At 49.0% G+C, this 22684-nt stretch carries 19 protein-coding genes; 8 read left to right on the plus strand and 11 right to left on the minus strand.

The features are described from left to right. The coding region (locus J07HQW2_RS19225; protein ID WP_303704250.1) for a transposase at positions 1-873 on the minus strand (873 nt) is incomplete at its 3' end. 614 nt (positions 874-1487) lie between these two features. Here J07HQW2_RS19225 and J07HQW2_RS15580 point away from each other — a divergent pair. The 5 genes from J07HQW2_RS15580 to J07HQW2_RS15600 all read left to right on the plus strand — a co-directional run bounded on the left by J07HQW2_RS15580 (position 1488) and on the right by J07HQW2_RS15600 (position 7531). Then, the gene (locus tag J07HQW2_RS15580) at positions 1488-2285 is read left to right on the plus strand and encodes an MOSC domain-containing protein (protein ID WP_021056607.1); all 798 of its coding nucleotides are present in this window, start codon (positions 1488-1490) and stop codon (positions 2283-2285) included. 458 nt (positions 2286-2743) lie between these two features. Then, positions 2744-3055 (plus strand): hypothetical protein, encoded by a 312-nt coding sequence (locus J07HQW2_RS15585; protein ID WP_021056608.1) that lies wholly within the window; start codon positions 2744-2746, stop codon positions 3053-3055. A 327-nt stretch (positions 3056-3382) separates the two neighbouring features. Then, entirely contained in the window at positions 3383-5440 is a 2058-nt protein-coding gene (locus tag J07HQW2_RS15590; protein WP_021056609.1) for a hydantoinase/oxoprolinase family protein, read from the plus strand. Positions 5441-5541: 101 nt separating this feature from the next. Next, positions 5542-7296 (plus strand): hydantoinase B/oxoprolinase family protein, encoded by a 1755-nt coding sequence (locus J07HQW2_RS15595; RefSeq protein WP_021056610.1) that lies wholly within the window; start codon positions 5542-5544, stop codon positions 7294-7296. A 43-nt stretch (positions 7297-7339) separates the two neighbouring features. Beyond that, positions 7340-7531, plus strand: coding sequence for a hypothetical protein (locus J07HQW2_RS15600; RefSeq protein WP_021056611.1), 192 nt, complete (start codon positions 7340-7342; stop codon positions 7529-7531). Between the two features lie 38 nt (positions 7532-7569). On the opposite strand, the gene hpt is transcribed toward J07HQW2_RS15600, so the two are convergent. After that, entirely contained in the window at positions 7570-8115 is a 546-nt protein-coding gene (gene hpt / locus J07HQW2_RS15605; protein WP_021056612.1) for a hypoxanthine/guanine phosphoribosyltransferase, read from the minus strand. A 187-nt stretch (positions 8116-8302) separates the two neighbouring features. Continuing rightward, positions 8303-8719: a DUF3830 family protein gene (locus J07HQW2_RS15610; protein WP_021056613.1), complete on the minus strand. Its 417-nt coding sequence runs from the start codon at positions 8717-8719 to the stop codon at positions 8303-8305. Positions 8720-9080: 361 nt separating this feature from the next. On the opposite strand from J07HQW2_RS15610, the gene J07HQW2_RS15615 reads away from it, so the two are divergent. Beyond that, the gene (locus J07HQW2_RS15615) at positions 9081-10460 is read left to right on the plus strand and encodes a dihydroorotase (RefSeq protein ID WP_021056615.1); all 1380 of its coding nucleotides are present in this window, start codon (positions 9081-9083) and stop codon (positions 10458-10460) included. A 131-nt stretch (positions 10461-10591) separates the two neighbouring features. On the opposite strand, the gene J07HQW2_RS15620 is transcribed toward J07HQW2_RS15615, so the two are convergent. Beyond that, entirely contained in the window at positions 10592-11926 is a 1335-nt protein-coding gene (locus tag J07HQW2_RS15620; RefSeq protein ID WP_021056616.1) for a 5'-deoxyadenosine deaminase, read from the minus strand. 317 nt (positions 11927-12243) lie between these two features. On the opposite strand from J07HQW2_RS15620, the gene J07HQW2_RS15625 reads away from it, so the two are divergent. Next, positions 12244-13542, plus strand: a complete 1299-nt coding sequence (locus J07HQW2_RS15625; protein WP_021056618.1) for a Zn-dependent hydrolase — start codon at positions 12244-12246, stop codon at positions 13540-13542. Positions 13543-13589: 47 nt separating this feature from the next. Here the strand turns inward: J07HQW2_RS15625 and uraH are convergent, their stop codons facing one another. The 3 genes from uraH to uraD all read right to left on the minus strand — a co-directional run bounded on the left by uraH (position 13590) and on the right by uraD (position 15565). After that, a complete protein-coding gene (gene uraH, locus J07HQW2_RS15630) occupies positions 13590-13934 on the minus strand; it encodes a hydroxyisourate hydrolase (RefSeq protein WP_021056619.1) in 345 nt (114 codons plus the stop codon). Continuing rightward, entirely contained in the window at positions 13931-14899 is a 969-nt protein-coding gene (pucL, locus tag J07HQW2_RS15635; RefSeq protein WP_021056620.1) for a factor-independent urate hydroxylase, read from the minus strand. The genes uraH and pucL overlap by 4 nt, the downstream gene beginning before the upstream one ends. A gap of 162 nt (positions 14900-15061) precedes the next feature. Beyond that, positions 15062-15565 (minus strand): 2-oxo-4-hydroxy-4-carboxy-5-ureidoimidazoline decarboxylase, encoded by a 504-nt coding sequence (gene uraD, locus J07HQW2_RS15640; RefSeq protein WP_021056621.1) that lies wholly within the window; start codon positions 15563-15565, stop codon positions 15062-15064. A 208-nt stretch (positions 15566-15773) separates the two neighbouring features. Between uraD and J07HQW2_RS15645 the strand changes: the two genes are divergently transcribed. After that, complete coding sequence (locus tag J07HQW2_RS15645; RefSeq protein WP_021056622.1) at positions 15774-17186, plus strand: uracil-xanthine permease family protein; 1413 nt, start codon at positions 15774-15776, stop codon at positions 17184-17186. 83 nt (positions 17187-17269) lie between these two features. On the opposite strand, the gene J07HQW2_RS15650 is transcribed toward J07HQW2_RS15645, so the two are convergent. The 4 genes from J07HQW2_RS15650 to J07HQW2_RS15665 all read right to left on the minus strand — a co-directional run bounded on the left by J07HQW2_RS15650 (position 17270) and on the right by J07HQW2_RS15665 (position 22677). Beyond that, the gene (locus tag J07HQW2_RS15650; RefSeq protein WP_021056623.1) at positions 17270-18145 is read right to left on the minus strand and encodes an FAD binding domain-containing protein; all 876 of its coding nucleotides are present in this window, start codon (positions 18143-18145) and stop codon (positions 17270-17272) included. Beyond that, positions 18146-20524, minus strand: a complete 2379-nt coding sequence (locus J07HQW2_RS15655; RefSeq protein ID WP_021056624.1) for a xanthine dehydrogenase family protein molybdopterin-binding subunit — start codon at positions 20522-20524, stop codon at positions 18146-18148. It lies immediately after the preceding gene. Between the two features lie 2 nt (positions 20525-20526). Next, entirely contained in the window at positions 20527-21009 is a 483-nt protein-coding gene (locus J07HQW2_RS15660) for a (2Fe-2S)-binding protein (protein WP_021056625.1), read from the minus strand. Positions 21010-21585: 576 nt separating this feature from the next. Then, entirely contained in the window at positions 21586-22677 is a 1092-nt protein-coding gene (locus J07HQW2_RS15665) for a BMP family ABC transporter substrate-binding protein (protein ID WP_021056626.1), read from the minus strand. Positions 22678-22684: the final 7 nt, after the last annotated feature.

Genomic DNA, 22684 nt, shown 5'->3' on the forward strand with positions numbered 1-22684 from the left:
ACGACCAACACCTTTCTCAACACAGCGTCCAACGATGTGTTTCGCAAGACTGTGGAAAAAGTGAGTGCGGCGTTCCGACCACTTGTGGTGGAGTCGCGTGGCTCTGTCGCCACTGCTGTTGTCGCACGTAGCAATCTCTTTCGGGAAGTAGTAGCCGTCTTGCTTCAGGCGGTTGCCGGGATACAGGTCGGCGTCTTCGGTGCTGTAGGCGACCGCCGCGAAGTTGTTGATTCCGAGATCGATACCCGCTGCTTCGTCGCCAGGAGCGTTGGGGGTCTCGATCTCGTTTTTGCAGACGAGATGGAGTTCCCATCGCTCTGTCTGCTGGTCGTGGACGGCTCTGACTTGTTGTAGGTTTTCGACCGTGACGCCGGGACGTGTCTCGTATTCGACAAGGATGTACTCCCGTGCTTTGGGATGTTCTTGTTCTTTGTGATTCGCACCTTGTGACAGTCGAACACAGTTGTTCTTCGTGTCGTGTTTGATGCCGTTTTGCTTCCACGTTACCGTCGAACGCGGGTGTTCTTCGTGGACACGACGCCCCTCGTCGTCGTAGTGGTTTTCTTTGCGGTAGCCGGGCGGATTATCTCGGTCGTCGTCCGAGGAGTACCACGAGTTGAAGCTTTCAGCGAGTTCCTCCAGAACCCGCTGACTGGACTGTGAGTGCAGTCCATTGTAGGTTGGATGGGTCTTCAACTCGTCTTTCAATTTCTCGTGATCAGGAATCTCGCCCGTCCCCTCCCAGACCTCGCGGGAGTGGTAGTTGGCGACATTCCAGAGCTTGCTGGCACTCCACCCATGACGGTCAAGCGACTCTGCAACCTGCGGATGGTTACAGATTTTCGCTCGGTGGGTGCGGTGGACTTCCAGCATCCTGAACGCTTATATAATTGTTTTTAGTATAAAAGTTGTGGTTAGACGTGGAATATCCGGCCATGCTATTGTGGTGTGGTTGGTGACTCGCTCATGTCGGTTTCATCACCCGCCTGTTCGTCACTCGGTTCCGACCGAAGCGGTCGGAACGCTCGTTCCTCTCAGTAAGGCGGGTGTATTCACCTTGCCAATCTATAATTCTGGATAATATCTCTAATACACCGCAGAGATATTATTTAAATAAGATTGTGAGTCTTGAGCCTCAAAGTATCGATTAACACATGTTTGCAGATAGAATTCAGAGCAAATCAAATATTGACAATTAATTGTACAACCCGCGACTGACCGCCTGCACTGCATTGAGAATGCCTCTCTCAGTTGGCTTTCATCACAGTTAGCACAGTTGACCTCCAGTACGGGTCAAGATCATAGGCAACCGCTCGCCCCTACCGATCGACATATAGTACATTTTTTACTATCGAGCGTCGACATCCATCTCTAGATAATCCATATATAATCAGATAGTGAATGAAATGTTCATAGATACTATTCTCATCTATCTAGAAAATACAGTAAACATAACAATTATATCGATTATGTGACTGTATCAGGTAGTGCCAACCCTCGCAGAGATCCTCATCTACCCGGTCAAAGCGCTTGATCCGAGCAATCTTGATCGAGTATCAGTAACTAATATTGGTGGGTTAGCCGGTGATCGAACATACGCTATCAAAGATATTGACGGCGAGTATGTCCAGGGTAAGCGCACATCCGCTGTCCATAGACTTCATACGAAGTGTGATCTAGACTCACAGCGATTCACAGTGCGGACTCATGAGACAGACCAGACACATGAATTTCATCTCGATACTGATCGGGAAGCACTTGAGACGTGGTTATCAGAGTATTTTGGGTTAGATGTTGTATTATCGGTTGAGCCCGGCGGAGGGCAGACTGATAATATTATATTCAATGCGGATGGCACCGCTGGTCCGACGGTAATCAGTGCGGCTACGATACGTGAGGTTGCATCGTGGTATGATGGAATATCTCCAAAACAGATGCAACAACGCTTACGTCCTAATCTTGTCATCAGTGATGTCCCACCGTTTTGGGAGGACCAACTGCTGACAGACAGTGATTATGAGTTACAAATCGGGAGTGTCACACTGACTAACATTGAGCCAATCTCACGGTGTGTCGTCCCTGCTCGTGACCCACACACCGGTGTGGAGTATGATGGATTTCGAGAAATATTTCTGAAAAAGCGAGCGGAGACCCTACCGACGTGGGTAGATGAAAATGATCTCGATGGAAATTTATTCAGTGTCATGGTTGGAACTCAAATACCGCCTTCCGAACGAGATGGCGAACTTTCCGTTGGAGATACAATCCAAATTGTATCAACTTAATACTGGTATTTTTGATACATGGATGGAACTTCTATAGACTGACATTTTGATATGGATGTAGTTTCGATGAACAGAGGAAAATTACTATGTCGCTGCCCGCCTGTGGAAACCTAACCCTCATAAAAGCTCAACCGAGGGTCAACTTTATTTGATAAGCATGTGTGGACGACGGCACGCATATCAAGCAATGATAGATTGACTTTTTGACCCAACGCAAGCCCCCGATTCTTGCGGTATGGCGTTATCACTCGACACAAGCCGCGTGGGTATAGTTAAAAGTAAACGACTACAGGCGAAGCCTCGTCGTGCATAAGCCGAGCCGTAGAAATAGTAAGTGAATGCCCAAGCGATTCAGTATCACCATTTAGAGAGATTACAGACGGGATTGATACGGTGAACACGTCATCGTATCAGTATCAACCGACACACATTGTATCCTGGATATAGTATGCATATGTATGTCGACGACCTGTGCACTTTGTCGTCGCATCATTCCCGATGAGCGTCTACAGGACCCACAAGCCGTTCAAGAACACCATCTTCGACCTGAAGAACGAGCGGAGAGTCCAACTGTGATGCTATGTCGACCGTGTCACAAACAAATTCATGCATTGTTTACTAACGATGAACTCAGATCAGGGTATGATACGATTGATGCACTCCGTTCAGCATCGCGACTAGCGGAGTACCTTTCGTGGATTCGTGGAACTGATCGGCTCGATATCAATGTTGAGACAAGCAATCATGTTCGCCAACAGCAGAATCAATGAGAATGAGAATGAGAATGAGAATAAAATAAAAATAAATCAAACTATAATATATGAACCGACCCGGATAAACTCGCTAGCAGGGACCAGCGAGTCTCAGTGATAATCGAATTATAAGTATGCTTTTCATCAATTCGTTAAGCGGACGTTAAGACGTTACTACCTGATTATATAAATCAGAATCACTCAGACACAGGACATACTAGCATAGTCAAATAACGAAATCATATTATTAATGACTGATGTTAACATTACTAAATAGGCACATATGATTGATCACGGCACACAAGCAAACGGCAATATCATTCATCAATTTGTCAGAGACGTCTGATGACTAGAGATACGGACCTCCGGGTTGGCGTCGATATCGGTGGCACGTTTACCGATCTCGTCATGATCAATGATGGGACCGTGACTGTGGAGAAGACGCCATCGACGGAAGCACAGGAACGTGGCGTGCTTACAGGATTGGACCAATTGACCGAGTCGGCATCAACTTCACTATCAGATATTGAATTTATTGCACATGGAACGACCGTTGCGACGAATGCTGTCTTAGAGGATGAATGGGCTGATACGGCGCTTATCACGACTGATGGATTCCAAGATGCACTTGAGATTGGTCGACAGGCACGACCGGACATTTATGATTTTCAGACTGAGAAGCCGACTCCGATTGTTCCTCGACAGCATCGCTATACTGTCCCAGAGCGACTGACAGCTCAGGGTGAAATTGATACGCCACTTGATGAGGATGCAGCTGAAACGCTCGCAACGAAACTCGAAAATACAGAGATCGATAGCATTGCGATTAGCCTGTTATTCGCGTATGAAAATCCGATACATGAAAAACGTATCAAAGAGATATTGATTGAGAATGATATCGATGTGAGTTATTCATTATCAAGTGACATTCTCCCCGAAATCCGCGAATACGAGCGCACATTAACAACGGTGTTAAATGCAGCGCTAAAGCCAGTGATGGACCGGTATATCGGGAATCTTGAGACAGAGATCACACGTGCTGGTGTCACGACAGACCTCAATATCATGCAGTCAAATGGCGGGATTATTACTGCTAGCGCGGCGCGAGAGACCCCGGTGAACACACTCTTATCTGGACCAGCAGCCGGTGTCCAGGGAGCGACATACATCGCTGGATTGAGTGATGTATCAGATATCATTACGATGGACATGGGTGGAACCTCATGTGATGTGTCATTAGTTCGTGATGGCACACCGACGGTTTCACGAGATGTGACTGTTGGTGAGTATCCGGTGCATACGCAAATGATTGATATTCATACTGTGGGGGCTGGTGGTGGATCGATCGCATGGATTGACGAAGGCGACGCGCTTCGGGTCGGACCGCAGTCAGCAGGGTCAGATCCTGGACCAATCAGCTATGGTAAGGGCGGTGATCGTCCAACAATCACTGATGCACATCTTATATTAGGGCGACTTGATCCATCTTTGTTCCTCAGTAACGAGGTTACTGTTGATATTGCACAGGTTCGCAAGCGATTTGAGACAGAACTGGCAGGTCCACTTGGGATGTCAGTCGAAACCACTGCACAGGGTGTTATTGATGTGGCGAATGCAAGCATGCAACGGGCACTCCGCGTTGTGTCTGTCGAGCGTGGGTATGACCCCCGAGAATTCGGGCTAGTTGCCTTTGGTGGCGCAGGACCGTTACATGCAACCGCAATCGCTGCAGCACTTGATATCCCCCGAGTGATTATCCCACAGACTGCAGGCGTCTTATCGGCGCTTGGATTGCTCATCAGCGATACAATCTATGATTTCAGCAATTCACACGTTCGAGGATGGGATGAGGTCTCTCCAGAGACATTGTCAACGATGTTTACGGAGTTCATCTCAGAGGGACGCACGCAGTTGGATGCAGAAGGAATCTCATCTGATCAAATGAGCTTCGAGCGATCGGTTGATCTCCGATATGCTGGACAGTCATTTGAATTATCTATTGCGGTCCCGCCTGGTGATATTGATATAGAGACGTTATCAGCTATCGAATCCAGATTTCATGATGCTCATGAACAACGATACGGGCATGTTGATGAAACAAACCCACTTGAACTCGTCACTGTTCGAACCCGTGCTCGCGGTAGTACTGTGAAGCCAGATCTCACAGTAACTACCCCAGAAATAAGCACTGACGTGAGTGATGCCATTACTGAAACCCGGTCAGTCTGGTTCAACGATGAACAGCACAAGACGCCGGTGTATGACCGATCACGACTCCCCCCTGAGAGCATATTTAGTGGTCCAGCGATTATCAATGACAGCGAGAGCACGACCATCGTCCGTCCAGGTCAGACCGCAGAGATCGATACATACGGAAGTATCGTCATAGAGCTAGATTCATGAGGCATATTCAGATGCAGATGTCAACTCGATACTGCTACTATACACACCGGCACCACCATATAAGCTGACAATGATGAATTCAGATACAGATACAAACGCTGATGCTTGCTGATGCTGATACAGATACAGATACAGATACTGATATTGACCCAATCACGCTCGAAGTAACACGCAATGCAGCAGCGGCTGTGTGTGAGGAGATGAATGCAACACTTATTCGAACGAGCTACTCTCCAAATATCAAAGAGCGACAAGATTGTTCGTGTGCACTGTTTGATCGCGACGCACAGATGATTGCACAGGCGGAAACTATTCCCGTGCATCTTGGGGCAATGCCATTCTCAGTCCGTGCTGCGATTGAGCAATTCCCACCGTCTGAACTTAGCCCGGGGGATGCTATTGCGGTGAATGATCCTTTCGCGGGCGGTGCTCATCTTCCGGATCTTACGCTTATAACTCCAGTATACGATAATGATGAATTGATAGGATTTGCAGCAAATCGGGCACATCATGCCGACATCGGTGGTGCGCATGCCGGTAGTGTAGCTGCAGATTCAACAGAAATCTATCAAGAAGGGCTCCGGATACCTCCAGTAAAGCTATTCGAGGCTGGCGAGCAGAATAGTGATGTATTTGAACTTATCTTAACGAACGTCCGGACGCCTGATGAGCGACGAGGAGACCTTCGCGCTCAGAAAGCGGCAAATGAAACAGGTCGACAGCGATTCGAGGAACTTGCCAATCGGTATGATACTGATACACTCCCCGCAGCAATCGATGCAATCAAAGACTACTCTGAACGTCGAATGCGTGCTGAGATTGAATCGCTACCAGATGGAGAATATTCATTTCGTGATGTCCTTGATGATGATGGGACCGGAAACAAAGAGATCACAATTAACGTTACAGTGACTGTCGAGGCTGACACGGTGCATGTTGATTTCACTGGAACAGCCGAGCAGACAGCTGGTCCGATCAACGCTGTTCTGGCAGTGACAACCTCAGCTACATATTATGCGATTCGTTGTCTCACCGATCCAGATATCCCACCAAATCATGGGTGTTATCGACCTATCAGCATTGAAGCGCCATCTGGAACGGTAATTAATCCCGACCCACCGGCGGCTGTTGTTGGCGGAAATCTTGAGACATCTCAGCGAATCACGGACGTAGTTCTCGGTGCCTTCGGCAAGGTAACACCTGAGCGGATTATTGCTGGGTCACAAGGAACGATGAACAATGTCACATTTGGTGGGACCGACCCCCGCGATGGAACTCAATATAGCTTTTATGAGACACAGGGTGGTGGATTTGGTGGTCGCGCCGGTAAGGACGGACTTGACGGCGTCCATGTTCACATGTCGAATACGTTAAATACGCCTGCAGAGGTGCTCGAGACAGCATATCCACTTCGTGTGATGCAGTACTCACTTCGCCCAGACTCAGGTGGTGCTGGCGAGTATCGTGGCGGATTGGGGATTCGTCGTGATATCCAAGTATTAGATCATGAGGCAACGTTTAGTTTACTCGCTGACCGACATGATCACCAACCATATGGACTCGCCGGTGGGAGCCCTGGTGACACCGGAAGTGCAAGTATCGATTTAGTAGATGGCGACTCAGTTTCTCTCGATCAAAAGATTACACGGACGTTACCTGCAGGAAGTATTGTCAGTATTCGGACGCCTGGTGGTGGTGGATACGGTAATCCGGTTGATCGTGATGAGGACAAAATAAAACGTGATCTTAATGCCGGGAAACTTGCACTATCGCGGGCACGGGAAGTGTATGATTATGATTCTAAGACTATTGATGACGCTGATTTAGGTTCAAGCGACGATTCCGATACATCATAGTACACAGATTTTCAGGAGTTTCATGTCATTTTATCCGTGATTCATGATAATCAAGGCGGATATCTCGGGGCTTGACCCCGAGGCAGTTGACCCTGTACTTGAGCCCAAAGCGATCAAAGACGACATCGACGATACCGTGCAACTGAAATACTCCACCGCGGTCGGGAATCCTCGCCGACGGGCGGGGAGGATGTCAAGCAAATGTGCTATTGTTGCGATTGGTTGGGAGAAATAGAGATAGGATTGAGAAGATGATTTGGCACGTATGTTTGCTTACCGGATCGTCACTTCGCCATCCTCCACTGTGATGTCGACCAAGCTTGTCACGTCATGACCGACTTCATCCATCGCAGAGTCCCCGATTTTTCGTATGACAACGACAATATCTACTATTTCCGTGCCGATATCATCTAGTGCCTTACAGATTGCTGCAAGCGTTCCTCCGGTCGAAAGCAAGTCATCAATGATGAGTATCTGGTCTCCTGCCTCAATATCGTTAATATACATCTCTGACTCGGAGTATCCGGTTGATTTGTGTAGTGCGGTCTCTCCAGACAGACCATACGAGCGTTTGCGGATAACGACTAGCGGAACGTCTGTCTGGAGTGATAGGGCTGTTGCCAGGTGTATGCCCATCGCCTCGGGAGCGACAATTTTGTCGACATCAAAATCAGATCGCTCCATAATATCTGTGGTAACTTCTCGTAATAGCTCTGGTTCCAATGTTGGAACCCCGTTGCTGATCGGGTGGACCAGATATTCATATCCATCCTTGTCGATAACTGGCGCTTCGTGCAAGGATTCATGAAGCCGTTTCATATGATGCTGTCTTCAGTGATACTCAAATAGTCTTTGTATCCAGATGTCAGTCGTCGTATCAATGACCTCTTTAGATGGGTCGTCCCTCATAATGCGAATGTCTGTCTACTCAAGTCGCTTGCTCGTACAGACGAATTACGTGATTGGATAGCTGTGATCGCCGTTGCAAATTAGTTATGAAATCACATCAAATCATCTTAATTGTGATATCCTGTGTGCCGTCAGCGAGCGTGCGCGCTTCAAGAGATTTGAGTTCTTCGCGGCTCGCGTCAACCGTCGCGAAATGGTTACCCGCCAATTCGCCAGCAGGACTTTTGAAAGCGGTCGGTCCACAAGCCCAGAGTATCTCTTGTTCATTCCGGTAGCCTGGATATAATAGTAAGTCACCGATAGACGGATAGACGGTGTGGTTTTCGCGTGGTAGTTTCGGGAGTTCTATCTCATCGATATTGATCCACGTCGCGATTCCACTCCACCGAACATGCATCAGTTCTGAGTGGAGCGGCAAGAAATCCTGAACAGCTTCGACTGACTCAGGAGCTTCTGTCTCCAGCAGTGTCGCCGTGTACGATTCATCACCTACGATAAGTTTGATTTTACCCATCAGCTCCTCCAGTTATTTCTATTGTGGAATTATGATTGTGTTGATTTGGGTGAATTTCAAAAACAGCAATATTTCTAACAATGTAATCTATCACGTGAGATAGTAACACAATCATAGATAAATAACAAGAAGATGCTGACAATTTTTTCCAACCATCGATTGAATTATGATATCGAAGAATACAATAGCAATGCAAGACAGTGCAATTGCCCGATCAGTGACTCACCGTTGTATATCTCACACAGTCATCTGTATCACTAAATACTATCAATCCAGTCGATAATATGATGAAAAATACCAAGCCGAGGTCTGGTAACCCAACTGATTATACCGAAACCCCAGCCCCAGCCAGGACCGACATATGATTGTTGACCTAGTGGTTAAAAACGGGACACTGGTAACAGCCGAGGACACCGTGGAAGCTGACCTTCTCATCAGTGAGAGTAGTATTGTCGGGATGGTCGCACATGGAACAGATATTGATGCCAAGACCACTATCGACGCCTCGAATCGTTTGGTGCTCCCTGGGGTTGTTGATCCTCACGTGCATATATCGGGTCCAAATACCATCGACTCCTATGAGACCGGGACTCAAGCCGCAGCCCTTGGAGGCGTAACAAGTATTCTCACGTTTGCTTGGCAAGCATGGGATGAATTGGGACCGCCATGGTCAGCTGATCGGAGACTCCATGATGCCGTCGAGCGTCAGTATGACGCTGCAACGTCTTCACTCGTTGATTACAGTGTTCACGGAGTAATCGGGCGAGAGGATCCGGCGGTCCTCAATGAGATTGAGGATCTCGTGGACTCTGGTATTGTTTCATTTAAATTATTCACAACCTATGACTTTGGACTCTCAAACGGGTTCATCGAACGTGTATTCAACAAAATTGAGGCGACTGATAGTGTAGCCGTCCTTCACACTGAGGACGACAGCATCTGTTCGACGCGGGAAATGACGATGCGCGAAAATGGGCGCGGTGAGCCAACAGCGTACCCGGATTCTCGACCGACCCACGCAGAGGCGATGGCTGCAGACGATGCTGTCCGGATGGCACAGCAAGTAGGCAACAAATACTATGGTATTCATACATCCTGTCAGGCGGCTGCTGAAGTACTACAGACGGCGCAAGCTGACAAGTCCCAGATACGTGGTGAAACATGTGTTCACTACACGACTCTTGATAGAAGCCAATACGCCACACGGGGACTATTACCGATGATTGCACCACCGCTTCGAACACCTGACGATATTGAGGCGATGTTTGAGCACTTACAAACTGGAACTCTTGATGTCGTTTCGACTGATCATGTTGCATTCACACGTAAAGACAAGCAAGCGGACAACTGGTGGGATTCGGAGTATGGAGCCAACGGAGTCCAGCGCTCGCTTCCAGTGTTTCACGATGAAGCAGTCGTCAAACGGGATCTATCGTATCCAGATCTTGTTCGGTTGATGTGTTCAAATCCAGCTCGCCTGTTCGGTCTTGTTGACAAGGGGACACTTGAACCGGGCACTGACGCGGATTTCGTGCTGTTTGATCCAAACGAAACGCAAAAAATTGACGCGAGTGACAACGCCTCGCAGGCTGATTACTCAATCTATGAGGGGAGAGAGGTGACTGGAAAAGTCGATGCAACATACCTTCGGGGAGAATGTATTGCGGCTGATGGAGCGGTTGTCGGTGAGAATGGGTATGGAAGCCGGTTGAATCGGGTTCCACCGAACTGGAGCGAATGATGTCGACACTATAGATCGGATTTTGTATATCTCGAGGTGAGCATGTTTATTTGTTGCACACAATCATGACGTCCTAATAAACGGTCACGGGTCAGGTGACCCGTGGAACTCTCGCTGAAATCTTTAGATAATCATGGTTTCTGCTTCTGTGCATCTGCTCGTGCATCGGACATATCGAGTGACTCCGCAACCGCCGTAGCTGATTCACGTATCGCATCAGCGTCGGCGACGGTGACTGTTCCATTTTCCATGAGCACATTACCGTCGACCATCGTGAATTTGACATCCTCGCCACGTGCCGCAAACACGAGATACGAGAGGATTTCATACAGTGGCGTCCCACGTGTGCTATCTGTAGACAGTCCAATTATATCAGCCCGCCACCCTGGCTCGATTTTCCCCAGACGATCGAATCCAGCAGCTTTTGCACCGTTGATCGTTGCCATCTCGAAGATGTCTTCCATCGCTGCCGCAGTTGGATCCAACGTATCGACCTTCTGTAACACGCTTGCTTGTTTCATCTCTGTGAACGGGTCCAGTGTGTTGTTACATGGCGGACCATCATTTCCGAGTGCGACGTTGATATCCCTATCAAGATAATCGACAACGGGAGCGATTCCACTTGCCAGTTTCATATTTGAAGAGGGGCAGTGAGTGACGTGGGTGTCTGTTTCTGCGAGTAGTTCACGTTCAGATTCGTTCGTCCAGACACAATGTGCAAGCACAACATCTTCGCCCGTGAGCCCAACTTCATCAAGCCAGTGGATGTTACGTCGGTCAGTATCCGCTTCGATAGTCTCGATTTCATCCTGGTTTTCACTTGCATGGGTATGGATACGGACACCATCATATGCATCCGCCAATTTTCTCGTCTTGCGGAGACACTCCTCTGTGCAGGAAACGGCGAATCGTGGCGTCACAGCATAGCGGATCCGGTCGTCATAACTACCGTGATACTGTTGAATCAGTTGCTCTGTTTCATCAAGTGCAGCCTGCGTCTCTTCAAGAAGTCCATCCGGTGACCGCTGGTCCATCAATACTTTACCTAGCACGCCGCGGATACCCATTTCCCCAGCAGCCTCGAACGCCCGTTCAGCGTGAGCAACTGAAAGATGATCAATCGCTGTTGTGGTTCCTGTCTCAATTAATTCAAGATACCCGAGCTTGGCAGCGACTTCCATCTCATCAGCAGTTAGTGTCGCCTCCATTGGCAGTATGTAGTCATATAACCAGTCGATAAGCTCCGTATCATCGGAGATTCCCCGTCCCAGACTCTGAACGGAATGAATATGAGCACCGACCATGCCTGGCATAATAATGTCATAGCACTGTTCAGGGTGATCTGGGTACTGCTCAGACAGCGATTCCTGCTTCCCGACTGCGATAATTTCAGTATCTTTGATTACGACCGTCCCGTTTTTAATTATCTTCGAAGAATTTTGAACGATAGTCCCAGATAATTTCATCCGTTCTGCTAGAATGTGGTCTTATACATAAACTATCTGTTCGGGTCACTATTATTCGGTGACTGTTGGCAGCATTCAGGTGAGTATCATGATATTGTGCCTATCGAAAATGCAGTTTGTATCTGATGTAGTGAAACAACAATGTCACTGGCTGCGATGATATATAACTATGCATTAGCGAGACAGATTTTCAAAAGTATTAAAATATCACCATGGGTATATGAAGTACCGAACGAAACCGGGTATATGCAGTATGATTATGGATATATCACCGCATAGAATGCAAGATTTCAGATTATGCTTTTCAGGAAATAGAGATGCATAGCGGACTGGAAATAGATCGAGAGGCCATACAAAACGATCTTGAGCGGTCGGCTGACTTTGGGATGGTCGATACCGATGACGGTGTCGGCCGAACTGTGCTCACCGGGACACCGGCGAATTTTGCTGCTCGCAACTACTTTGTTGATCGGATGATTACAGCCGGACTCAACGTATCAGTCGATGCCGTTGGCAACATCACTGGGCGTTGGTCACCTCCAGAGTGTGACGACTCTGCTAACGCAGTCGCTGCGGGCAGTCATCTCGACTCAGTTCCTGAAGGTGGAATATTCGATGGACCGCTTGGTGTCTATGCCGCACTGGAGGCAGTCCGCACGATCAAACGGAGTGACTGGAATATCGACCGTCCGATAGAAGTCGTCTGTTTCACTGGTGAGGAAGGAACACGGTTTTCGGATGGGGTTCTAGGCTCCTCGGTCGCGGCGGGCAAACAATCCGTTGAGCAAGCACTCTCGCTCAGCGATGGTGAGACAACGCTTGAGGAAGCCCTGGAAGATATTGGATTCCAAGGTGATGGGCGAGTTGATGCCAGTAAGTGGGACTCGTGGATCGAACTGCACATCGAACAAGCAAAACTACTAGAGCGCGCTGAAGAGCCAGTCGGTGTGGTGTCTCGAATCACTGGCACAACGCGATGTCACGTCCGTATTGAGGGTGAAGCAAACCACGCCGGGACAACCACGATGCGCGACCGAGACGACGCACTTGCAGCGGCAAGCGAACTTATTCTGACGATTGAGTCCGAAGCACAGGACGTCGCCAACCAGGAAAGCAGCACAGCTGTTGCAACTGTCGGGTCGCTCAATGTCGAACCAGGTGCGACAAATGTTATTCCTGGAATTGTGACACTAGATATAGACATTCGAGATGTAGAACGCTCCTCAATCAATCGAATATTACAAACGATTAAAGATGCTTGTGAATCGATCCGACGTAATAGGGGGCTCACGGTTTCGATAGAAACACCGTACGATATTCCTCCACAGCCCATGACAGGGCGCGTCCGTGACGCGTTGCAGGACGGTGCTAAACGGTTGGACATGGACCCACCTACACTTTCCTCAGGTGCGGGTCACGACACAATGCAAGTTGCTACTGTTACCGACGCTGGAATGCTTTTTGCTCGCTCCCGCGGCGGTCACTCTCACAGCCCACTCGAACATACAGATTGGTTAGACTGCGCCTTTGCGACGCAAGTGTTGACGGACGCACTAGCAGAACTTGCCGGTGCAAACCCAGCACCCACCGACAAAACGGCTATCAATCAGTCATGAAATAAAGAGCTATGCGGTATGTTCGATACCTGATATCGACATCAACTTCAACTTCCTCGATAAGTTGTGTACCCACCTGGCGACAATAACAACGGAACGTGATAGTGTTCGTCTGCATTGTCGATTTTAAACCGTACGGGGACTTCTCCTAAGAACGTGGTTCCAGACGGTTTGTCTTGATAATATGTTTCGACATCAAACACGAGTTCGTAAGTTCCAGATTCGATCTCTTCGGAATCCAACAATGGTTCCTCAAGCCGTCCGTCATCGTTGGTGACCCCTGAGGCAATTACTTCGGAGTCCTCCTCAAGCCGTCGTAGAGTCACACTGACTCCCGCTGCTGGTCCCTCTCGACTGGTGTCGAGAACATGTGTTGTCAGACCAGCACTCATTCTTCTGTCATATCGAGGTCGTTTTGATCCATCGAGAACTGTTGAAACCCAGTTGGAGCGGGTGGTTCTCGAAGTACCTTGCCATCGCCTTCGAGATCATCATCACGCACACCAATCCACGTTCGGTTGTTGGCTTCAAAACTCACCGAATTAAGTTGTGGAAACCGCTTGAGGATCCGTAACCCGATTTCATATATCAGCTCTTGGATCGAATTGACATCCATCTCATCGAAGACGACCTGAGCAATATCGGTCACCTGTTCAGCTGGGACATACTCCTCAGGTTCTGACCCGAGGGCAGTCTTTGTGTCTTTATATGTCCAGAAGATATCGAGACCAACGTACAGTGTTCGGTTTTCTCGCTCTGGTAGCGTCGTGTACTCATCTTGAACATACCCAGTGAAGGAATTATCTTTTACTTTCACCAATTCGATTCCGGTGACACCGCTTGTCTGTTCGGTCATAGCCATCCCGTTGTCTGTCTCGTCAATACGGAGTTCGGCGTAGCCTGATGGACCGTCCGAAACACCGAATACTAGATCGCTTGGAGTGAATTCTCCATCATCTGGAATTTCTTTTTCATCGAACGGGAGTCGATCGGCCGACATGGTCACGGCTTCCATCTGTGAATATGTATCGAGGATCTCTGACCCAATATACTCAAGCAGCCCTTCGAGAGTCGCACCATCGTACTCACCTGTGTGGTGGTAGATGAAATTCTTCATTGAGTCAGTTGCTACCACCATGCTGTTATCGCCCTCGCTGAATGATGGCAAAAATTCCTTGCCCTCCACTTGCATCCGAACATCTGCTCCGAATAAGATATTCTTCCGACCGTCGAAAGACGACTCTGGTATCGTGCGTACGCCTTCCAGTGGTGTCGCGTACGTTCGGTATACCGAGACGTTTTCTTTCCCATAGTTCATCTCCCGGTCGTCAGTAGATGTGGTCTCGTCACTGATCATCGTTCAATACTGTCCCCTGCTGCAGTAGTGCATACTTCGACAGGAATGTTTAGTTTTTCACCATTCATTGCAGTAACTATCATTTTCCAGTTCTAACTCTCGGACTAACGTGCAATATATCTTGTTTTTGGATATGATATTCAAATAAAAATCAGAAAGATACTACATCGAGAATATCTCCTGAAGTCGGAGTTTGGCGATTTGATGGACCTGATCTAGCGCGGTCTCAAACTCTTGATCTCTTCGGTGTTTCACTCGCTGTTCCATCGCAGTCTGTATCGCGTCAGGCGACTCATTTTTTATTGCCATGATGAATGGAAACCCGAATTTCTCGCGATACTGGTCGTTTAGTCGTTGAAATGCATCATACTGTGTTTCGCTCAGACTGTCGAGACCAGCCGAAGCCTGTTCTGCCTCTGAGGCGTCCGTCATTTCGGTCTGCTCACCGAGGTCAGGATGAGCCCTGAGTAGTTCTAATTGTGCGTCGTGGGGGGCGTTATTGACTATCTCCTGCATTGTGTTGGTCAGTGTTTGGACTGATACAAAAGGTTGCTCTGAGTACGTTTGTTCTGCAACCCACGCGGACTCTTCATATACGTCACCAAGGAGGTCAACAAAATCGCCTTTTCCAAGCGTATTCAATTCCTCAATAGTTCCATGTTTCATTTCGAATCAACTGTGTGATTCTGACTATTTAAACTTCAATTGATCTATATTTGATTCTATATGTTTTCTATTCTTCAAATTTGTATATACAATAAAATATACATCATAATCAGGAATACACCGGCAATATAGTCATAAACCTATTCATTCATCAGATATAAGGGATAATTCGAATACATTGATATAATTGTGTATTTTTGAATTCCTCATGGCGAAAACTGAGGTGGCTGATGATACGAATAACTCAGTAGTACAGTATGGTATTGAGGATCGCCCGCCATTGGGAGAGGCAATCCCACTTGGAATTCAACACGTCCTCGCAATGTTTCTGGGCAATGTTGCACCCCCGCTTATTCTCGCGGGTGCGGTCGGCTCAGTCACAGGTCAGACGACGTTTCTAGTACAGATGGCACTCATCGTCGCTGGAGTCGGAACAATCATTCAGGCATTTCCAATCGGTCCAGTCGGCGCGCGATTGCCAATTGTCATGGGAACGAGTTTCGCTTTCTTGGGACCGCTAATCGGAATTGGCAATCAGTTCGGTATTGCTGCAGTCTTCGGTGCCGCCTTGGTCGCAGCACCGATTGAAATAGGGATGGCGTTCTCACTAGACCGATTCCGAAGCTATTTCCCACCGCTGGTGACCGGCATCGTCGTGATGCTCATCGGACTGACGCTGATTCCAACGGGAATGAACTATGCGGCTGGTGCCTCAGCAGGACCATCGGTCGAGAGCTATGGGTCATTTCTTAATCTCGGGTTAGCAGGACTTGTGCTCGTTGTGACGGTTGCCCTCAATCAGTTCTTCAGTGGATTTGTCCGCATCATTAGTGTCTTCGCTGGTATCGCTATTGGGTATATCGCAGCACTTGCTCTCGGGGTAGTTGATTTCTCGGCTGTCGCCAGCGCGGGATGGTTCACCGTGCCGGTCCCATTGAAATATGGACTTACATTCGAGCCAAGCGCGATACTCACCGTTGGGTTTCTCTATATCATCACCGGCGTCGAAACAATCGGTGATATCTCTGGAACAGTGTCAGCAACGGGGCGTGATGCCGATAAAAAAGAATTCCGAGGCGGGCTCATGGCTGATGGCGTGATGAGTATCTTCGGTGCCATCTTCAACGCAATGCCAAACACATCGTTCTCTCAGAATGTTGGTCTCGTGAATTTCACCGGCGTCGCTAGCCGTCATGTGGCTGGTATCGGTGGCGTGATTCTGCTGGCGCTTGGCTTCGTTCCAAAGGTTGGTGCCGTTGTTTCTGCGATGCCTGATGCAGTCCTCGGTGGCGGTGCCCTAATCTTATTCGCGATGATCTTCTCCTCTGGCGCACGAATTATCAACCAGAATGTCACACTCAATCAGCGGAACTCAACTATTCTTGCACTTTCGATGGCACTTGGATTAGGTGTAGCGTTCCGACCAGAAGTACTCCAGCAGTTCCCAACCGAAGTTCAGACGCTATTCGGTTCCGCTCTCGTCACTGGTGGCATCGCGGCGCTGTTCCTGAATATCGTTCTTCCCGGTGGCAGTGTAGGAGTCGGCGAAACCGAGTACTCACCTGGTCTGCGACCGATGATGATGACGATGTCCCGGACGCCGTGGCAGACGACTGAGTGATTCTGTACACATCACAATAGCAGTTCTTGGACAACTACGATTCTGCAATAACTGATAACAGTAAACCGAGAGATTCGAGCCGACTACTTTCCAATTGCCTTGTTGAGCGAGCGACGGACGTACGGTCCAAGCAAAGCCTCCCTGTAATCAGCAGATGCCTTCTTATTGTCGAGTATTGCGTTAGTATCTATTTCACCGCCAGCGGCATCCGCTGCCAATTCAATTGCTTCCGAATTGATGAGGCGACCTGTGAGAGCCTCTTCAGCAGCGGTGATCCGCACGGCGTGTTCTTGGAATCCGTTTGCAGCGACTCGAGCCGCACTCACACGATTGTTATCTTCCGCTTCAAACAAGAGATCGGTTGCAATACCAATAACGGAGCCCCCTGATGCAGGCTCCTTTTTTTTTGCATATCCTCCATAGCGTTTGTTATTCCAATTATCGATTTCAACGGCTGTCACGAGTTGTGATTCCTCAAGACAAGTCTCACAGGCACCGCAGAAGAACTCGGTTATCGGAACTATCTGTTTGCCGTCCGGACCAGCGATATGAATGCGCGCTTCGGCTGCGAGTAGCGCCCCAGCGTAATCATATGCAGGGTGTGCACGCGCGATATTACCACCGATAGTTGCGACATTATGAACTTGTATTCCGCCACTGATCTTCGAGATTGCCGCTGGAAGCACAGGCACGGAATCAGCAAGCATGTCGGAATTCGTTATTTCTCTGTGCGTGGTGAGCGCACCGATTTGAACTCCTGTGTCTGTATGCTCTATCCCATGCAGTTCGTCGATACCACTAATATCCACGAGCGTTGCTGGTGCGACTTTTCGCTGTTTTAATAATGGAATGAGTGCTTGTCCGCCAGCTAATAACCGACTGTCTTCAATTTCTCCAAGCAGACGAATTGCATCTGAGACAGTATCGGCTTGAGCGTACTCAAATGGCTCTGCGTGCATCTATTCGCCTCCCTCATTGATAGCCTGCCAAATTTTCTCAGAACTAATCGGTGGCGTCATTGGCTCAGGGTCGAAGGGCTCAATTGCGTCTTCGATCGCATTCAAGATTGCACCGGGGGCTGCAATTGATCCCATCTCACCCATACCCTTTGCTCCATGTGGTGTGTGTGGTGAAGGCGTTTCAGTCGAACGGATGGTAATTTCAGGCATGTGCTCTGCTTTTGGGAGTGTGTACCCACCTCTCGATCCGACTCGCTCCGTGCGGAAGGAATTAGACAGCAGTGTTCCATCATCGCCGTACTCGACGTCCTCATACAATGCTTGTCCGATTCCCTGTGCAATAGCACCGACAAGCTGTCCCTCGACAATGGTTGGATTGATTTGGACACCACAGTCCTCAGTTGCGACGTAATCTAAGAAATCAAATTCACCGGTCTCGGGATCGATTTCGATAACCACAATGTGGGTTCCAAACGGCCATGTGCAATTGTCAGGGTCATAATATGTTTGTGCCTCAAGTCCCGGTTCCACATCATCGGGAATGTCTTGTCCCAGATGGACTTTTGATGCCATGTCACTGAACGAGAACGACTGTGTATCATTATCGCCAGCGATGAACATCCCATTGTCGTACATAACTGCTTCAACGGGGACATTGAGTTCATCTGCAGCCACCTCCATGCCCTTTGAGATGATCTTTCGACAGGACTTCGCCACAGCACCGCCCCCAAGTGCTGCGGAGCGACTCGCAAACGTCCCGACTCCTTCAGCCACCTCTTTGGTCGAGTTCTCAACAACACGAACGTCATCAAAAGGGACGCCAAGTTCATCTGCAGCCACCTGTGCTAATGACGTTTCATGTCCCTGTCCATGATCTGACCCGCCAGAATAGACGGTCACGTCTCCAGTTGGATGCACCTGCACACTACCGTACCCCCAAGATGGAGCGTCGATGTGACTAGCCGGACCAAGACCGGCAACCTCGGTTGCACAGGCAAATCCAATACCAATGTATCGACCCTCTTCGCGAAGACGCTCCTGTTTTTCTCGAACAGCTTGATACTCAACGGTTTCTAGACCGAGATCGAAATTACGCTCGTAATCACCACTATCATAGAGTGCTCCACCTGGAGTTCGATATGGGAACTGGTCAGGCTCAACAAAATTCTGTTTTCGGACCATCGCCGGATCCATATCTGCCTGCTTCGCAACTTTACTGACCAATCGTTCAAGCATCAATATCATCGGCACCGATGACACACCACGATATGCATCGACACGGGCAGTGTTGGTCACGACGCCGGTGACGCGAGAGTATGCAGTGGGGATGTCGTACAGCCCGGTCATGAGAAGATTCCCAGCCTCCGCAAGAGAGGCCGCTCCCCATGCGACCCATGCGCCGAGATCATATTGGATATCCGCCCGGACTCCAAGGAGATCGCCATCATCAGCCATTGCGATTTCCCACGTTCCCTCGTAACCCCGACCGTCGTTCTCGACTAGTTGGTTTTCGGTTCGAGTCGCTCGCCATCTGACTGTGTCTTCTAATTCGATCGCACACCACCCAACAAGTACATCAGCGGGATATGGATGCTGGCGAGCGCCGAATCCACCGCCCATGTCAGGAACCGTCACGTCGATATGATGCTCTGGATAGGTGAGCATCTGTGCCATCAGTCGTCGGTAGGCATGTGGGATCTGCGTCGTTGCTGTGAAATCTAGGTGCCCCGACGCCGAGTCATACGCAGCGATTGCCGATCGCGGTTCCAACGGACTCGGCGAGAGCCGTTGTGGGTCTTTTTTCAGTTCGGCGGTGTACGCCGCTTGTTCGAATCTCTCCGCAACTGCTTCCTCATCACCCTGCCCACCTGAGAATACGACATTGTCGGGGACGTCATCATGTACTGCCGGCGTGTCATCGGCGAGCGCTTCGGTCGTCGTTAACGCCGGTTCCAGATCATCGTATGTGATGTCTATCATCTCAAGCGCATCACGAGCAACTCGTTGCGTTTCTGCTACGACAATGCCAAGAATCTCTCCGTGATAGTGGGCTTTTGTACTGGCAAAACATCGTTGCCAGAGTGCCTCGTCGGGATAATCAAGATCGGGCATCGGTGCGGCAAACAATCTGAATGGCAGTGGTGTCGATGTCTCGCATTGCTCGATATCTTCAGGAGTAAACACCTTGACGACATTATTCATCTCACGCGCGGTCTCAGCATCGATATCGAATCGGGCATGAGCCTTCTCGCTGCGGATAAACTGAATGTGGAGTGCACCAGGGACATCGATATCGTCTGTCCCTTTTGATTCGCCGAGTAAGACTTGCCTGTCCTCTCTACGCTGCACATCACTGCCAATACCATTGTCAGTCGCCATGTCTAATCCTCCAGTGCGTCGGACGCTACATCGACGGCATCAACAATGTTCTCATAGCCGGTACAGCGACAAAGATTCCCCTGTAGCGCCTCATCTCGAATCTCGTCTCGTGATGGATCACTATTACTCTCAAGATACTCATCAACCGCCATGAGTATTCCTGGGGTACAGTAGCCACACTGCAAAGCGTGTTCTTCAGAGAATGCTGTCTGGAGATCTCCAAGAATCCCATCATCGGACAGCGCCCGAACGGTTCGGATCTCGGACCCATCTTCTTGAACAGTCAGTCTTGTACAGGATTTCACCGCCTTCCCATCGACATGGATCGTGCACGCGCCACAAAGGGTTGATTCACACCCAATATTAATACTGGTATAATCAAGTCGCTCGCGGAGCGTCTGTGCTAACAGCTCTCTTGGCTCGACAGAGACAGAATGGGACTCGCCATTCACAGTTAGATCGACGTCCACTCTTTCTGAACTCATTTCGATATCTAGCATACCTCAGTGTGTATTTGTAAATAATTTCTTCGATATGTCTATATATACGAATGAAAACGCGGATAAAATAACACGAATAATTGATTGTGATTAATATTAGCGAATACCAATAGTAACGTCGTAATACTCTCCATGGTGCTCAATTTACATACTTAAAATTATATGTCGAGCTGTACTGTGTTTGTGTCATTTGAGTAAACCCCCTCTTGATAGATGCTCTCAAGAATGAATTGGGTTGGGTTAGGTTGTGAGTTGGTGTCTCCCGTCTACTGGCACCGTTGGGTTAAGTAGGCGATCAAAATGGAGAACTACGAGTTTTCCTGGAACACGGATCGTGGAAACTAAGATTCTACAGAGAAAGCAGGCAGAGTGCCTCGGGGCTCGACCCCGGAGCAGTTCACATGTGGCGGGCGCATTAGCACAATCAGACTGCAGTAGTCAATCATATCGCTGTCCAGTGTGCCCGACCCGACATTTGAGTAGTCACAATGAGTATGTCTCTATCTATTATCGTGTACTATCCACACTAAGGGGCACCACAGGATGCGCGAACGCTCCGTCTTATGAACTTGGCACTTCGCCTTCGATACCGTCGACGTAGCTACCCATTTGGCTAAAGAGGAACTCATCAGACTCCCCTTCGAATTGGCTCCCCTGCCAGACACTACGCTCACCGCTGATGATCTCTTGTTTCTGGGTCTCAACCTCACTAACAATATCGTCGCTAACCTGCGGACCAAAGTCATCAATATCGATAACACCTGATTCGAGCCCCTTCCAGTATGCATCGGACTCCCACTCGTCATCATGAACCGACTGCAAAGTAGGCTTATAGAACTCCTCCCAGTCGAAGACAGCCGAACTACCATAGAAATCACCACCAGCATCAGCCATTGATGTTGTATAAGTGAAGGCATAGGCGTCGTTCTCGGCTGCAGTCTGCACGGCTGCAGTGGAGGTTTGATGATTATTGATGACATCAGCGCCGTCATTAATCAGAGTATTCACTGCCTGTGTGACAGTCGGTGGATCTAACCATGCATTCGTCCACCGAACACTTGCAGTTATGTCCGGATTAACACTTTTTGCACCCAGCACAAAGGCATTGATCTGACGGACTAATTCAGGAATCGGGAACGCCCCGACGTACCCGAGCCGGTTTGATTCGGTTAGCAATCCGGCAGCGACACCACAGAGATATCGCGCCTGGTATAATCGACCGTAATATCGACCCATGTTGTCCGTCGTTTTGAACCCCGAACAATGCTCAAAGACCGTATCTGGGTATTCAGGTGACAGTTCAGCTATTGGGTCCATGAACCCGAACGTGGTTCCGAAGATGACATCTGTCCCACCGTTGATGTACTCCTCCATGACACGTTTGACATCACTAGAGTCAACCGCTTCAGAGAATTGTGTATCCAACCAGTCAAATTCGTCATCAACAGCCTGTCGGGCGTCCTCATGCGCCCGATCCCAGCCAACTTCACCAACCTCAGATTCATACAGGAATGCTGCACTCAGCGTGTCCCCAGAGCCACTACTACCACCACTGCCAGTACTACTAGTGCCGCTACAGCCAGCGAGTCCGGCTAATCCCACGGTTCCCGCCGCTTTCAGTGCTGTCCGTCGTGTGATCGGATTCTCACTCATCGCCGAT

This window comes from Haloquadratum walsbyi J07HQW2, assembly GCF_000415985.1.
GTDB classification, from domain to species: Archaea; Halobacteriota; Halobacteria; order Halobacteriales; family Haloferacaceae; genus Haloquadratum; species Haloquadratum walsbyi_B.

Bases quoted from the DNA above. Each gene is read 5' to 3' on its own strand.
- J07HQW2_RS15620 (WP_021056616.1), bottom strand. From the start codon at position 11,926: ATGAAATTATCTGGGACTATCGTTCAAAATTCTTCGAAGATAATTAAA.
- J07HQW2_RS15655 (WP_021056624.1), bottom strand. From the start codon at position 20,524: ATGGCGACTGACAATGGTATTGGCAGTGATGTGCAGCGTAGAGAGGAC.
- J07HQW2_RS15585 (WP_021056608.1), top strand. From the start codon at position 2,744: ATGTCGACGACCTGTGCACTTTGTCGTCGCATCATTCCCGATGAGCGT.
- pucL (WP_021056620.1), bottom strand. From the start codon at position 14,899: ATGATCAGTGACGAGACCACATCTACTGACGACCGGGAGATGAACTAT.
- J07HQW2_RS15615 (WP_021056615.1), top strand. From the start codon at position 9,081: ATGATTGTTGACCTAGTGGTTAAAAACGGGACACTGGTAACAGCCGAG.
- J07HQW2_RS15650 (WP_021056623.1), bottom strand. From the start codon at position 18,145: ATGCACGCAGAGCCATTTGAGTACGCTCAAGCCGATACTGTCTCAGAT.
- J07HQW2_RS15665 (WP_021056626.1), bottom strand. From the start codon at position 22,677: ATGAGTGAGAATCCGATCACACGACGGACAGCACTGAAAGCGGCGGGA.
- uraH (WP_021056619.1), bottom strand. From the start codon at position 13,934: ATGAGTGCTGGTCTGACAACACATGTTCTCGACACCAGTCGAGAGGGA.
- J07HQW2_RS15660 (WP_021056625.1), bottom strand. From the start codon at position 21,009: ATGAGTTCAGAAAGAGTGGACGTCGATCTAACTGTGAATGGCGAGTCC.
- J07HQW2_RS15625 (WP_021056618.1), top strand. From the start codon at position 12,244: ATGCATAGCGGACTGGAAATAGATCGAGAGGCCATACAAAACGATCTT.
- J07HQW2_RS15610 (WP_021056613.1), bottom strand. From the start codon at position 8,719: ATGGGTAAAATCAAACTTATCGTAGGTGATGAATCGTACACGGCGACA.
- hpt (WP_021056612.1), bottom strand. From the start codon at position 8,115: ATGAAACGGCTTCATGAATCCTTGCACGAAGCGCCAGTTATCGACAAG.
- J07HQW2_RS15595 (WP_021056610.1), top strand. From the start codon at position 5,542: ATGCTTGCTGATGCTGATACAGATACAGATACAGATACTGATATTGAC.
- J07HQW2_RS15600 (WP_021056611.1), top strand. From the start codon at position 7,340: ATGATAATCAAGGCGGATATCTCGGGGCTTGACCCCGAGGCAGTTGAC.
- uraD (WP_021056621.1), bottom strand. From the start codon at position 15,565: ATGAAACATGGAACTATTGAGGAATTGAATACGCTTGGAAAAGGCGAT.
- J07HQW2_RS15590 (WP_021056609.1), top strand. From the start codon at position 3,383: ATGACTAGAGATACGGACCTCCGGGTTGGCGTCGATATCGGTGGCACG.
- J07HQW2_RS15645 (WP_021056622.1), top strand. From the start codon at position 15,774: ATGGCGAAAACTGAGGTGGCTGATGATACGAATAACTCAGTAGTACAG.